We start from the raw sequence: 13,264 nt of genomic DNA, 5'->3' as shown, positions 1-13,264 counted from the left end.
GGCTAATGTGGTCAACGTTAAAATCAAAGCTGGGCCGCTGGGTGCCGGGTCTATCGAGAGCACAGACAGCGCACAATAGCGCCAAGGCCAAGAGCAACAAGGTAAAAGGGCTGTTACGGCTTTCAACGCTGCTTTGGGCGCTGCTGGTGGTGGCGTTATTGATTGCTATTTGGTGGTTGGGGCCGCGCTGGGAGGTCTTCGGCGTGACGCCCTTGGCCCCGCTGACCAACCGCTTGCTGGCGACGTTGGCCATCGTCACCGTGGTCGTCGTGATCTGGGGAGTTCGGCTTGCACGGCGGTTACGTTCATTGAACGACGAGCGTGAACAGGAAGAGGCTCGCCAACAAGACCCGGTGATGTCCCAGGTCGAGCGTCAGGAAACGGCACTCAACAACGTCTTGAGTGAAATTACCGCCAGCCTTGGTGGTGGCGACAGTAGCCGATACCGCTTGCCCTGGTACCTGGTCATGGGGGTGGAAAACGCCGGCAAAACCAGCCTTATCAACCGCTCTGGCCAGAACTTTGCGTTGACCCATGTGATGAAAGCCTCTGGTCAAAACACCAAACAAGGGCATCTTGGCTTTGACTGGTGGATCGGTGACCAAGCCGTACTGATCGATCCTGACGGTGAGTTGCTCACCCAGGGCGCGATGGAAGGCGGCGAGCCCCAAGCGCTTCAGAGTCGGTTGTGGGACCACTTTGTGGAGTGGTTGGAACGCAATCGTGCCCAGCGGCCACTCGATGGTGTTGTCCTGGTGCTCGACCTCGCTCGTTTAAGCCATGCCCAGGTCGCCGTGCGCAAGGCCTATGCGGCACTGTTGCGCACCCGGTTGCGTGAGCTCATGGAGCGTCACGGCACGCGACTGCCGGTGTATGTCACCTTCAGCAAAATGGATTTGCTGCATGGTTTTGACGACTTCTTCCGGCATTACTCCCGCGCAGCACGCAAAGCTCCGCTTGGTTTTACGTTTACCCCTGCCTCCATGGAAACCCAAGGGAAGTGGGAAGCCGAATTCGAAGCCGAGTACGACGAAATGCTGGCGCGTCTGAACAAGCAACTTCCCGCCATGCTGTCGGAATGCCGAGACCGGGAAGAGCGCGAGTCCGTATTTCGTTTCGTGCGTCAACTCGCCGGGCTGCGCGATGTGCTGCTGGGCTTTTTGACCGAGTCGCTTTCCAGCGATCGTTTCTCAACGGCCGCCATGGTGCGCGGTACCTACTTCACCTCGGTCTATCAGCAGGGTGTGCCCGAAGACCCCTTCGTGGGTGCCGCTGCCCGCCGCTATGGCATGGATGAAAGCGTTCAGCCCGCACACCGGGCGACGCGCAGCGCTCTCTATTTCACCGAGGAGCTGTTCGAAAATATCATTTATCCCGAAGCGGGGCTGGCGGGCGACAATGCCCGTGTGACCCGGCGGCGGCGCCGCACACGCAATATCAGCCTGGCGGCCTGCCTGATCATGGGCGTCGTTCTGGTAGGTGGCTGGACGCATTTTTATCAGAAAAACAGCGTCTCCTTATCTGCCGTGGAAGCCCGTGCCGAAACCTTTCTGGCCACTGATCCTGACGCTTTTAGAAGTGATGACCCTACCGGTTATGAGCTGCTGGAGCCGCTTGATCGTTTACGCAGCGCGCTGGAAACCTTCGATGAATACCGCACCCACATCCCGTATCTGGCAGATATGGGGCTATATCAGGGGCATGTCATCGGTGCTCAGGTAGAGCGTGCCTACGTGGCAATGCTTGAGCATCAATTTCTGCCCGCATTGATGATCGGCATCATGGATGATATGAACCGCGCCGAGGCGGGCAGCAATGAAAAACTCGCCCTGCTGCGTGTGCTACGCATGATGTCCGACGCCAGTGGTCGTCAGCCGGACCGGGTGATGCGTTTCATGGCGCGGCGCTGGCAAGGGGACTTCCCTCAGCAGGGCGCGATCCAGGAGCGCCTCCTGGATCACCTTGACTTCGCCATGGCCCATACCGACCTGGAAGGGCATATCGCGGATGGCAGCCAGCGAGCCAAGCAGGCGATGGAGCCACTCAGGGGCAGCCTGGTCGCCGCCCAGGAGGAACTGTCACGCCAGCCGATCGATGAGCGCGTGTATGAGGCATTGAAAACAGCGGGAAGTCAAGAAGGTGACCCCTTGGATCTACGGCGGCGTGTGGGCACGCTGTTTGATACCGTTTTCATGGCTCGCAACGACAACCCGGACCATGTGACGCTACCGTATTTGCTCACGCGTGAGGGTTTTGAGAACTACTTTTTACAAGAGTTGGAGCATGCGACTGAGTTAGCGCTCATCGATGCGTGGACGCTGGGTCAGCGCGACGACATCAACTTCAGCGACGCTGATAAACAGCAGTTGAAAACCGCCCTTCGTGAGCACTATGTCAGTGACTATCATGTCAGTTGGCGTGATGCCCTGCGCGATACCCAACTGGTTCCCCTGCCGGATATTCATCAAGCCATTGTGGTGGCCGATGCCCTGGTGGGTGCCAAGCGTCCACTGGATCGCTTGCTGTCGGCCGTTGAGCACAACACAAGCCTTTATCCAGAGCTTCCAGAAGGCGATGAAAAAGCGCGTGAGGCATTAAGGCACTCCCCGCGCTATGAACTCGCTGCCCAGATTGAACAGCCTTTCACACCCATCAATCAACTCAGCGAAGCCCGCGATGATAATCCGTCTTCACTAGAGGAAATCAAGACGGCGGTCACTGAGCTACGCGACTATCTGCTCGATATTGAAGAATCAGGTGACGCCGGTCGTGCTGCCTTTGTGAACGTGCGTGATCGTCTATCGCTGCGGGGTGATGACCCCATCAATAACCTGGAAAAAATAGCCGAAAACACGCCTCAGCCGGTGGGTGGCATGCTGCAGGATTTGGCCGACCAAAGCTGGCAGCTATTGATGGCCAGCGCCACTCGCCACCTAGAGCGCCAATGGCTGGATGATGTCGTGGCACCCTACCAGGAGCGGCTGGCCGGGCGTTATCCCCTGGCACCCAATGCAAGCCGGGACGTGTCGCTGAGCGATTTCGAGGACTTCTTTGCGCCCGACGGCACCTTGGATGCGTTCTATCAAGATAACCTCAAGCCTTTCATTGAGGGCGCCCCCGAGCATCTAGTGGATGCCCAGGGTAATTCGATACTGCGTGACAGCGTGCATAGCGCGGTCGACCAGGCCGAGCAGATTCGTCGTGCTTACTTCAGCCGGGATGGTGCCCTGGACGTTGAGTTTGCCCTCGAACCCATCAGCCTGAGCCCCGATAAACGCCGAAGCGTGATCAGCGTGGATGGCCAACTGATCGAGTATGCCCATAGCCCCAGCCAGCGCGTGTCGATGGTATGGCCCAACTCGCTGCGGGGTGGAACGGAGAGCCGTGTCACGATGGTGCCCAGCGAGGTCAACCGCTCGCCCCGCAGCATGACACGGGATGGCGCCTGGGCATGGTTCCGCCTGCTGGAACAGGCCGATATCACCAATGTTGGCGAGCGAGAGCTGGAACTGCGCTTCAACGTTGACGGCGGCACGATGCGCTATCGCCTGTTTGCCAACGGAGCGCCCAATCCCTTTACGCGCTCACAGGTGACAGGCTTCCAACTGCCGTCAGCACTCTACGCGGAGCGAGATAACGATGCTTAAGCAACTTAAGCAGCTGTTTACCTCGGGTAATGCCCGGCCCGCTTCGCACCCTACGCGGCAGAGTGTGAAGCAGGCCCGCCCGTTAGAAGCGGCGCGCGATGAGGATATCGATAAGTTTCTCGAAGCGGTCTACCAGGCAGATGCCAAGGGGCATTCGCCCTGGGTACTGCGTGATAACAGCGTGCTTGAAACATTGCGCCGCGCACTGGAATTCACCGTTCACCGTGGCCTATGGCTCCAGCAAGTAGAGGGCCAAGTGGTGCATTGGCAAGGGCGCCTGCTAGCACTGCATCTTGGCGAGGGCCCCCCGCTGGGTATGGTGCTTGCCTGTCGGCCCGATGATGAATCTGCTTGGCAACTGCGGTTTTTCTACATCAGCCAGGAATGGAAAGGCAGTGGCCATGGCACGCGGCTATTGAGGGCCGTACGCCGCAGCTTGAATGGCGTACCGCTGCAAACACGCCTGCCGGTGTCTTGCCACTCGGCCATCGATAGTCTCGAGGCAGCGGGGTTCAGCCGCCAATACGTAGATGCCTTCGACGTCGCCAGCTATGAAGCGCCTGCCATGTGGGATGAATGAGCGGGATTAATGAGCAGGGCGACCAAGCACGAATAAGCAGGATTGCAAAAGGAGTAGCGCAATGGGCCAGAAATTTGTACTCGTCGGTGACATGGGGACCGACCACGATGGCTTTCCACCGACGCCGGTCACTGCAGGCAGTGGCACGGTGATGATGGACGGCAAACCAGTTGCCCGCGTGGGTGATCCCCTGGCACCGCATGACAAACCCGACCATCCGCCGCACCCGCGGGCCATCGCACAGGGTTCAAGCACTATTTTAATCGATGGCAAACCGGCTGCGCTGACAGGCCACGGGGTGGATTGCGGCGGCGTGGTGATTGGCTCTGGCTCAGGGGAGGGCAGTTGACATGACAAGCACAGGCTTGCAGTTCACCCTGACGCTCCCCGGCGTTGACGACATCGCGGTGATCGATTTCACCCACCGCGAAGCGCTCTCCCAGCCTTTCGAACTGGCCCTCAACCTGGCCGGCCGCGACGGCAGCCTGGATGCTGCCGAGCTTCTGGATCGCGAAGCGTCACTGACCATCTGGCAGGACGGCGAACCGCTGCGCCGGGTGCATGGGATTATCGCTGAATTTGGCCGGGGCGACCGCGGCCACCGGCGTACCTTCTACTCCCTGGTACTGCGCCCGGCACTGTGGCGGCTATCGCTGCGCCAGAACTCGCGCATCTTCCAGAAAGTGGATCCGCTTACCATCATCAATACCCTCTGCGATGAGCGAGGCATTCGCGACGTGGCCTTTGCAGTCACCCGCGAGCTCCCCGAGCGCGAGTACTGCGTGCAATATCGCGAGACCGACCTCGCCTTTATCGAGCGCCTGGCCGCCGAAGAGGGGCTGTTTTACTTCCATGACTTTGAGAACAGTGACGGCGGCACTCACCGACTGGTGTTTGCCGACGACCCGCAGGTGCTCACTAGCCTAGGCGAGCGCAGCTATCACAGCCGCGCAGGCGGTACCGCACCCACTCGCCATGTGCGCAAACTCAGCCATACCGCCCGGGTGGCGAGTTCGTTCGCCACGCTGAAAGACTACAGCTTTAAAAATCCCGCCTATGCGCAGCTCCACGACCATCTGGGCCGCGACGTCGAGCAGCATGGCCAGCAAGTGGACTACGAACACTACGACTACCCCGGCCGCTACAAGCAGGACGCCTCCGGCGAGCCCTTTACCCGTATTCGCCTGGAACAGCTACGCCGCGAGGCGATCACTGCCAGCGCCGAAAGCGACCTGCCGGAACTCGCCCCCGGCCTGCGCTTCACCCTGACCGACCACGACACCGACAGCCTCAACCGTGACTGGCAGGCGATTAGTGTTCTTCACCACGGCGAACAGCCCCAGGCGCTGGAAGAAGACGGTATCACCCAATCAGACAGTGCCGGGATGACCCGCTACCATAACCAGGTCACGCTGATTCCCGGCGACGCCCCCTGGCGCGCTACGCCCAACCCCAAACCCCGCGTGGATGGTCCCCAGGTCGCCTTTGTGGTCGGCCCGCAAGGCGAAGAGATCCACTGCGACGAGCACGGTCGGGTCAAGGTCCAGTTCCCCTGGGACCGCTACGCCGAACCCAATGAGACGGCCAGCTGCTGGGTGCGGGTCGCCCAGGGCTGGGCAGGCGGCGGTTACGGCAGCATCGCCATTCCCCGCATCGGCCACGAGGTCATCGTATCGTTCCTTGAGGGCGACCCCGACCAGCCGCTGGTGACCGGGCGCACCTACCACGCCGTCAATACCGCGCCTTACCCGCTACCAGAACATAAGACCCGCACGGTGCTGCGCACCCAAAGCCACAAGGCCGAGGGCTTCAACGAACTGCGCTTTGAAGACGAAGCGGGCGAAGAGCAAATCTGGCTCCACGCCCAGAAAGACCTGGAGCTGTTAACGCTCAACGACCGCACCGAAGAGATCCGCCGCGACAGCCACCTCAAGGTGCACAACGACCGCATCAGTGAGATCGATAACGACGATCACCACACGGTGCACAACAATCGCCACACGAAGGTAGACGGCGACGACCACCTGATGGTCGACGGCACCCGCCACGAAAAGGTCGGCCGAGCGCAGCTGCTGGAAGCCGGGCAGGAAGTGCACCACAAAGCGGGCATGAAGGTCGTGATCGAAGCCGGTGCAGAAATCACCCTCAAGGCTGGCGGCAGCTTTCTGAAAATCGACCCCAGCGGCGTCACCATTGTAGGTCCGCAGGTCAAGATCAACTCCGGGGGGAGCCCCGGCTCGGGTAGCGGGCAGGCCGCGCAGCCACCGCAGTTGCCGGAGGAGGTGGAAGCACCGCCTAAATTTACGCCGGTAAAAGCACCGCAACAGGCGGCACTCTTGCAACAACAGGCCCTATGCCCCGTCTGTGAGGCAGCAAGTGAATGAATAGCTGGCCGCTAAGCGCTGGTTTGCAGGGTGGTACATGGTACTGGCCTGTAGACCGGCGGGTATATCTACTCATGGACGGCGTACGCATTGAGCAACTGGCGAGGCGGCTTTATGAGTGGTCGTCGGATCATCAACTTGATGCCGACCTGCTATACGCAGGCACGCCGTTGGCGGATGTTAGCGATGTTTCCCCATGGCTTATCGCGTTGCCGGATACTCACCATCCCGTCTTGCAGGCCTTTTTAGCCCAAGGCGTGCATGCAGAGTGGGGCTACCTTATTGAAAGCCATGCATCGCTTGAAGATGTTGGCAATCATCTACGCCACATGTTGCAAGTTCGTCATCCGTCCGGTGTCGCCATGTGGCTGCGTTTAGCCGACCCTGCCGTGATCGCAGCGCTTTTGCCCGACCAAAGCGCTCCGGCCATGGTGCCGTGGGGGCCTATTGAAGGCCTGGTGCGCCCGGATGCGATAGCCAAGGAATGGGTGAAAAGTACCCCCCAGAGTGCCGCCGAATCCCCCATCGCGATTCCCTCGAATGGCTATTTGCTCAATGAGACGCAGGTTAGCCGCTTGCAGGCATGCGATAAACGCCGTGACTTGCGTACGTTGCTGCATTTTGTTGAGCAGCACTGCCCCGAGTGGCGGCTACCGGTAGAGCAACGGGAACGATACGACCTGCTGGCAGCGCTGACGCAATCTGCACGTGGGTATGGCTTTACCAATCCGCGCCAGTGGGGGCTGCTGTGCACGCTCTTTTCGCGCGAGCGTTGTACTAGCTGGTCAGCATTAAGCGAGCAGGTTCCCGAGCTGCACGCTTGCTTAACGACTACAGAAGCGTCGCCCTCTGAACGGCTTAAAACCGCCTTTACCATTTCTTCTTACTCTGAGACGACATAGGGAGTTTGTCATATGTCTGCGTTTGAGCGCCCCACTGATGACCGGGACGACAGTGCACTTGCCGCCCAGGAACTCCCATGCCGTGATAGCGAAGAAGGCGCTACCTGCCCTCTGCTTCAAGGCAAAGTTCAACTGCTGCCGCTACGTTATGGGCTGGTTGAGGAGCTCGAACCGGGATGCCCCACGCCCTATGCCCTGAGCGCCCGGCCGCTGGGCCTTCGCCTGCTGCGCAATGGCTATCTCTATATACTCGATGGGGAGACGAATGAACTCGCCGAGTACGAGTTTCGTGATCAGGGGGACACGATCAAAGGTGGCAAGCTCAACTACGAAACGGACCGTACGCTCTACGTCTGTTTTTCAGAGGTCGAATGGACAGACGCCAAGCGCGCCCAGGTAGTAGAAAGTGAAGAGGATCGCGATGCCTTCATGCAGGCGGTGAATCTTGAAGGAGCCAACCCTGTTTCCGGCGGTGGAGAGCACTTGATCACGACAGCCCAGGCAGAAGAGTGGGTAGCCGAGTTTGCAGAGGAAGCCGCGCTAGAGGTGCCAGAAGAAGGCTATGAACACGAAAGCGAAGCCTATCACTGGGAAAACGACCACTACTACCACAAAACGCGGCTCGGCAAGTTGCTTAAGCAACACAAGGTTGAGGATCGCGACGAGTGTCTCTGCCTTATCGTACGCGATGATCTTGGCGTGATGCGTGATTTGGCGCAGTTTCAGGATAACGTGGTGGGGTGGATAGAGCAGTGGGCCACTGAGAACGAGGGGCGTACCGAGCGGGATTACATGCTGGCCTGCTATATAGAGTCGCTCTCCCAACTGAACGAAGCTTCGTTAGGTGACATGCGCCAAGTGTCTGATGATCCAGCCGTTCAGGCAATGTTGGACGAAGTGGCCGCGATGGAGCAGCCACGGAAAAGTGAGGTTCGCCAGGAGCTGCTTGATTTTCTCAATCAGGACAGTAATACCGGTAGGTTGCCACAGCCCTACGACCCGGACTTACCTCAGGATCTGAAAGAGCGCCTTGACGAAATCCGTAGCGACGCGGACCGTACTAATCCGCGTACAATCGTCGATCAATTAAATAGCGAAGTGCATGGCTACTACCTCGAAGAGAGTCTTGGCGAGAGCTTAGGGAGCGACTTTCTAGACCGCCATGGCGAGGCGTTGCTCTCGATGAAGCAGGGGCACAACGAGCGGCTCAAGGCCCTGCTAAAAGGCAGTAAAATCGGAGAGCGGGGCATTAATGACCTGATTGAACGGAAGGCCATGGATGACTTTCTCGCCAAGCAGCGCCCCCGGTTGCAGCGCTGGAATACCTTGCTCGATGCTATCTCTGATGATCGCGCCGATATGCTGTGCAATACACGCTTCCATAACGCTGCTTGGTATTTTGATGCCCAGGTTGACGACCAAGTACTTGAAGGCTTCAAGGCCCAGTACGGTTGCTTGAAAGACATCTGCCGCAACGATGAGGTAACGGAGCGGATAGCCGATTGGTTGGAGGGCGCCCCGTACTACGATAGACCGCTGTTCCATACGCTGGCGCTTGCTGATCAGAATGATTTCATCGGCCAGTATTCTACCATTGCTAATGCTGGCTACAGCACCTTGCTCAAGCTGGATGATTTACGCAGTAAGCTTACGTCACTTGAGTCGGGGCAGTTACCCGCAGTTGATACACTGCCCGAGAATACTCAGGTTATTGCCGATAGTGCCCATCAGACCTTGGGGCCCGCTATATCGCGGGGAATCGCCCACGTTATGGATGAGTTTCATCAGAGTATCGACCGTCAGTCGATGCCTGATATTGAGGAGCTGTTCCGTCGCCTGCCCAAGACGTTACCTGCGAGAATTCTTGATGCGGCCCAGCGTACGGGTGCCAGTTTTGTGGTGGCGTCTCGTCAGGAGCTAGAGAGTTTCCGTCGCACCATGCAGCGTGTCTTGGCGCTGCGTGAGGAGCTCGACACTACCCGTAGACGCCGCAATAAAGTGAAAGCAACCGCCGGGCACCGCTCCCCAGAGGCTCAACGCCTGCTTGATGAATTCAAGCGCCTTCGCCAGGAACTACAAACGGTGCATGAACCCGCTCTCGCGCGAGCTCTCAGCCCGATTGAAGAACTCCCCGAGGACAGCGTTCGTATCTCGGGTGCGGCTCCCGGTCGTGCTGGCCTGACCTTAGTACTACCCGCAGCCCAGCAGACCGAGGTAGGCGGGCTGATTCGCAATTTACGCCAAGGTGTTGCAGCAGCGCCTAGGGTAAATCTGGCTGGGGATGGGCTGGGGCTTTTGGTATTTGTGGCTCAGCTTTCTACGTTTAGCCAAGCCCTGAAAGATTTGTGGAGACAGGTAAGTACAGGACAAAACCTCGAAGTGTTAGCTTTTGTTAATAGCCTGTCTTCGACTGGAAGTGCAGGTTTTCTCGCAGCGCAAGGAATAATGGATACTGCTCTTAGTACTCGATCAAAAGTGCTTGCCAATGCCTTGAATGTACCCGGCGCTCAAAGTGTGAGTGCTTCTCTTGGTAGACTGCATGTTTTTCTTGGTGGTTTTACGTATTTATTTGGTTCTTTTGCTGCTTACGCAAGTCTTGCTAATCGTTATGGGACGTGGCAAGAGGCCGTACGTAGTGGTAACCGTAGCGCTCAGAGTGCTGCCATGGCGAGTGCGATAGGTGCGGGTGGTATGTTGGGGGCTAATGCTTATGGGCTAGCCAACACCCTGCATACAGGCTTTTCGGTAGCGTTCCGGGGTGTTGAATGGGCCGCTGCCGGCACTCGCCTGGGAGCGGTATTTTGGCGTTTTAATCTCGCCGGAGGCTTGTTTAGCGTGCTCGAGTTAGGCGGCAGCTGGCTTTATAACCACTATAGCATCAGCCGCCATGACGAATGGCTACTGTCCACGCCCTGGAGCCAGGATGCCTCTAAGGCCGGCAATGATACGCTTGAAGCGTATCAGGCACGGTTACAAGAGATTGCCCAGGCGCCTAAAGTCAATGTCAGTATTGAAGAAGCTGACAACTGGTGGCGGAGGCAAATAAGCGGGCCAGAATCGGTCGATTTTAAACTCGCCTTGCCCATCAGCCTGCAGGATCTCACGGCACCGTTTGGCGGCAAAGCGCCGGTGCGTCTTTCTTTGGGCGGCTACCAGGTGCAGCCTGAAGATGGTGGGCGAGATTATCGGCCTGAGCGCTGGGTGACGGCTACCGATAAGATCGTGGAAAGCTTGACGCTTGCGGATAAAGCGCCGCTTACGTTCGCCCTGCCTCGACCCGAGCCGCTAAGCTCGGTATCTGCGCGCCCCTCCCACACTGTTTTTGCCGTTCGGTTGGAAGTGCTGGGAAATGATGGTCAGTATCAGGCCAACGATCACCATATTTACGTATCGCTCTCGGGCGGGGAGGGGGATTACACGCCATCGGACGTTGCTATTCGTGGCGAGGAAGCCTCCTGGCAATACATTGACTCCCTTCTTTTTACTTGATTTAAGGCTCCACTATGTCGGCCAAGCAAAATCCAACGCCGCGTCCGGATATCTTGCGGCCTCACCGGGCTGGAGATGTTGAGTCCTTTCCAGGTGGCAAAGTGATTTACCTATCGCCAACCCCCTTGCCAACGAAATCAGCACCCTTAGATTTCAACCAAGCGATTGGGGAAGTGAACGATGCCTATTTGGATTTCGGCGGCAGTCTTCCCACGCCTTTTACTTGGCAGTTTACGTTAGGCATACCTTTTATAGGGTTTTTAATGCTAGCTTTTCTTCTTCCTTTGATCGGGGGGGGGGCAATTGGAATATATGGAAAAGATGTTGATGCATTTTTTCTGGTTACTGGGCTCGTATTTGATGAGGTTTTTACCCAAGCCCTAGTGATCTGTACTTTAGCATTAATATTAGCCCTACTAATCAAAGCCCACTACCACTTCAAGTTCCGTGAGGCTGTCCCCACCCGCTTCCACCGCCAGCGTCGCGAGGTGGCCTTTGCGCCGGGTGACGGAAAACCGCCTATCATCGTGCCCTGGGAGAGCGTGGCAGCCTGGGTGACCCAGGCGCAGGGTATGACGCAATACGGTGTGCAGCGCCAGTATGGCTTAGGGATAGGCTTTATCGAGCCTGAAACAGGGCAGCAGCACTTTCTTGAATTATCACAGCCGGGTATGCCATTGGCGTTGGGGCTTTGGGAAGCGGTGCGGGCTTACATGGAGTACGAAGTCAACACCCGCGAGGAACTCCAAGACCCGCACGGGCTGCATCGCCCCGGCGATCCGCCCTACGAGGGTGTGCATACCTTCCACAATGCCCGGCGTCGATTGCACCGCCGCTACCGCGAGGGCGAAATAGGCCTGTTCAAGGTCACGATGTGGTACCTGTGGCACATTCTCGACCTATGGACGATTCCCTTCCATCTTGCCGAATGGGAAATCCGCGCCATCCAAAAAGCCGGTCAGAAGACGCTACCAGCCATTCTTGATGAGTGGTCGCAACCTCTTCCTGAAGAACAGTGGGCCAAGCCTAGCGAAGAGCTTATGCGCCTATCAAAAGAAGTCAGACAGCGCCACGCGCAACAGCCAAACCGGCCGATCACAGCCATTTTCGCCGAGGTCTATGGCGAGGAGGCGTCACTTTCGGCCTGAGGCAACGAGAGTAAGTACGCAGCCAGCGTTTTTAATGGTATTCATCAATAATCTAGTATTGGAGAGTAAAGAAGTGACCGAAAAAGCAGTAGGCGCAAAATAAGAGAATGCTTTAATTGAAAACATTGATTTTGAGTGCCCCTCATGCGCCTCTTGCTTCTCCGAAGAGTCGCAATGGATTACTGGTCTTTTACAAGCCCAGACGGCCACTTGCCCGCATTGTAAAAGCGAGCTGTTGATCGGAACCGAGGATAAAGAGCGCCTAGCGAGCATGATGAAGAAAAAAGAGCAATTCGGGAAGGCGATGTTTGTCTTTATGCTGCCCTACACAATAGGGGGACTAATCGCCTCTCTCTACTTTGGCGGGCTGGGTTTTATTCTTTATATGCCCGTCGGGCTCGGGGTTTTCGGTTTATTGAAAGCATTCGTTGATAATCAGGTTGATCTAACGATTAGTCTAAACCAAACCGTATAACCGGAATGCCGACGATTAAATCGAAAGTTGGCGTACGCTACTATTAGCTAAACGATGCCTGTATTGCTCCCCAAATCGGTATTGATTCTAAAGTGATTGAATATAACCCGAATGTTTAACACCAACCCCACAGAAGCGCTTCCCCCCATGCGCGCGGGTGAACGGGAAAGCCGTGCCGGGGGGGAGCAGTACTGCCTCAGCTCCTTGCCGTTACCGGTAAATAGTGAGTACGCCGTGGATGTGGCCCATATCGATGTGCACCACGATGAGGTCATCATGGATATTCGCCAGGGTGCCAGCCCGGATAGCATGATGACGGCGGGGCATATGCTGAGCGTGGGCGTCACCGCCATAATGATAATTTTTCTTATCATATGGGTGGGCATCGGTGGGTTCCCTCCCGATCCCCAGTTTGCAGCCGCATGGGGAGGGGGGCTTTATGCAGGATTTCTATTTGTATTTACACTGGCAATTCTCTGGCTCAATACGTTAATCAAGCGAATGCCCCCCATTGTAGTGGTCAACTAATCCCGGACAGTATTTTAAGTTTTTCTTCTGCAACCATGGGTGGCATGCCGTCATTGAATGTATGGGGGCGCCGCCGGTTATAATAGCCCATTAGGTAGTCGCCAATATCTT

The 13,264-nt window shown here is 57.2% G+C and carries 9 protein-coding genes; all 9 read left to right on the top strand.

Annotated features, from left to right (window positions below):
- The first annotated feature begins 5 nt into the window (after positions 1-5).
- The 9 genes from tssM to NH395_RS16950 all read left to right on the top strand — a co-directional run bounded on the left by tssM (position 6) and on the right by NH395_RS16950 (position 13,153).
- Positions 6-3,647 carry a type VI secretion system membrane subunit TssM gene (tssM, locus tag NH395_RS16990; protein ID WP_253026541.1) on the top strand — a complete coding sequence of 1,214 codons (3,642 nt, stop codon included), beginning with the start codon at positions 6-8 and terminating at the stop codon, positions 3,645-3,647.
- Positions 3,640-4,227: a GNAT family N-acetyltransferase gene (locus NH395_RS16985; protein ID WP_253026539.1), complete on the top strand. Its 588-nt coding sequence runs from the start codon at positions 3,640-3,642 to the stop codon at positions 4,225-4,227. Before tssM ends, NH395_RS16985 begins: the two co-directional genes overlap by 8 nt.
- A gap of 61 nt (positions 4,228-4,288) precedes the next feature.
- The gene (locus NH395_RS16980; protein WP_253026537.1) at positions 4,289-4,576 is read left to right on the top strand and encodes a type VI secretion system PAAR protein; all 288 of its coding nucleotides are present in this window, start codon (positions 4,289-4,291) and stop codon (positions 4,574-4,576) included.
- 1 nt (position 4,577) lies between these two features.
- Positions 4,578-6,611, top strand: a complete 2,034-nt coding sequence (gene tssI, locus NH395_RS16975; RefSeq protein ID WP_253026535.1) for a type VI secretion system tip protein TssI/VgrG — start codon at positions 4,578-4,580, stop codon at positions 6,609-6,611.
- Complete coding sequence (locus NH395_RS16970; RefSeq protein WP_253026533.1) at positions 6,608-7,513, top strand: DUF4123 domain-containing protein; 906 nt, start codon at positions 6,608-6,610, stop codon at positions 7,511-7,513. The genes tssI and NH395_RS16970 overlap by 4 nt, the downstream gene beginning before the upstream one ends.
- Positions 7,514-7,525: 12 nt before the next feature.
- Positions 7,526-11,002, top strand: coding sequence for a toxin VasX (locus NH395_RS16965; protein WP_253026531.1), 3,477 nt, complete (start codon positions 7,526-7,528; stop codon positions 11,000-11,002).
- Between the two features lie 14 nt (positions 11,003-11,016).
- Entirely contained in the window at positions 11,017-12,150 is a 1,134-nt protein-coding gene (locus tag NH395_RS16960; protein WP_253026529.1) for a hypothetical protein, read from the top strand.
- Positions 12,151-12,421: 271 nt separating this feature from the next.
- The gene (locus tag NH395_RS16955) at positions 12,422-12,625 is read left to right on the top strand and encodes a hypothetical protein (protein WP_253026527.1); all 204 of its coding nucleotides are present in this window, start codon (positions 12,422-12,424) and stop codon (positions 12,623-12,625) included.
- A 111-nt stretch (positions 12,626-12,736) separates the two neighbouring features.
- The gene (locus NH395_RS16950; protein ID WP_253026525.1) at positions 12,737-13,153 is read left to right on the top strand and encodes a hypothetical protein; all 417 of its coding nucleotides are present in this window, start codon (positions 12,737-12,739) and stop codon (positions 13,151-13,153) included.
- The last annotated feature ends 111 nt before the right edge of the window (positions 13,154-13,264 follow it).

This window comes from Halomonas sp. Mc5H-6 (assembly GCF_024124705.1).
GTDB classification, from domain to species: domain Bacteria; phylum Pseudomonadota; class Gammaproteobacteria; order Pseudomonadales; family Halomonadaceae; genus Vreelandella; species Vreelandella subterranea.
The sequence above is the reverse complement of the archived record's forward strand: the minus strand, read 5'-3'. Positions and strand labels throughout refer to the sequence as shown.

Excerpts from the sequence above, each read along its gene's own strand:
- NH395_RS16980 (WP_253026537.1), top strand. The coding sequence starts at position 4,289 with ATGGGCCAGAAATTTGTACTCGTCGGTGACATGGGGACCGACCACGAT.
- NH395_RS16965 (WP_253026531.1), top strand. The coding sequence starts at position 7,526 with ATGTCTGCGTTTGAGCGCCCCACTGATGACCGGGACGACAGTGCACTT.
- NH395_RS16950 (WP_253026525.1), top strand. The coding sequence starts at position 12,737 with ATGTTTAACACCAACCCCACAGAAGCGCTTCCCCCCATGCGCGCGGGT.
- tssI (WP_253026535.1), top strand. The coding sequence starts at position 4,578 with ATGACAAGCACAGGCTTGCAGTTCACCCTGACGCTCCCCGGCGTTGAC.
- NH395_RS16970 (WP_253026533.1), top strand. The coding sequence starts at position 6,608 with ATGAATAGCTGGCCGCTAAGCGCTGGTTTGCAGGGTGGTACATGGTAC.
- tssM (WP_253026541.1), top strand. The coding sequence starts at position 6 with ATGTGGTCAACGTTAAAATCAAAGCTGGGCCGCTGGGTGCCGGGTCTA.
- NH395_RS16955 (WP_253026527.1), top strand. The coding sequence starts at position 12,422 with ATGATGAAGAAAAAAGAGCAATTCGGGAAGGCGATGTTTGTCTTTATG.
- NH395_RS16985 (WP_253026539.1), top strand. The coding sequence starts at position 3,640 with ATGCTTAAGCAACTTAAGCAGCTGTTTACCTCGGGTAATGCCCGGCCC.
- NH395_RS16960 (WP_253026529.1), top strand. The coding sequence starts at position 11,017 with ATGTCGGCCAAGCAAAATCCAACGCCGCGTCCGGATATCTTGCGGCCT.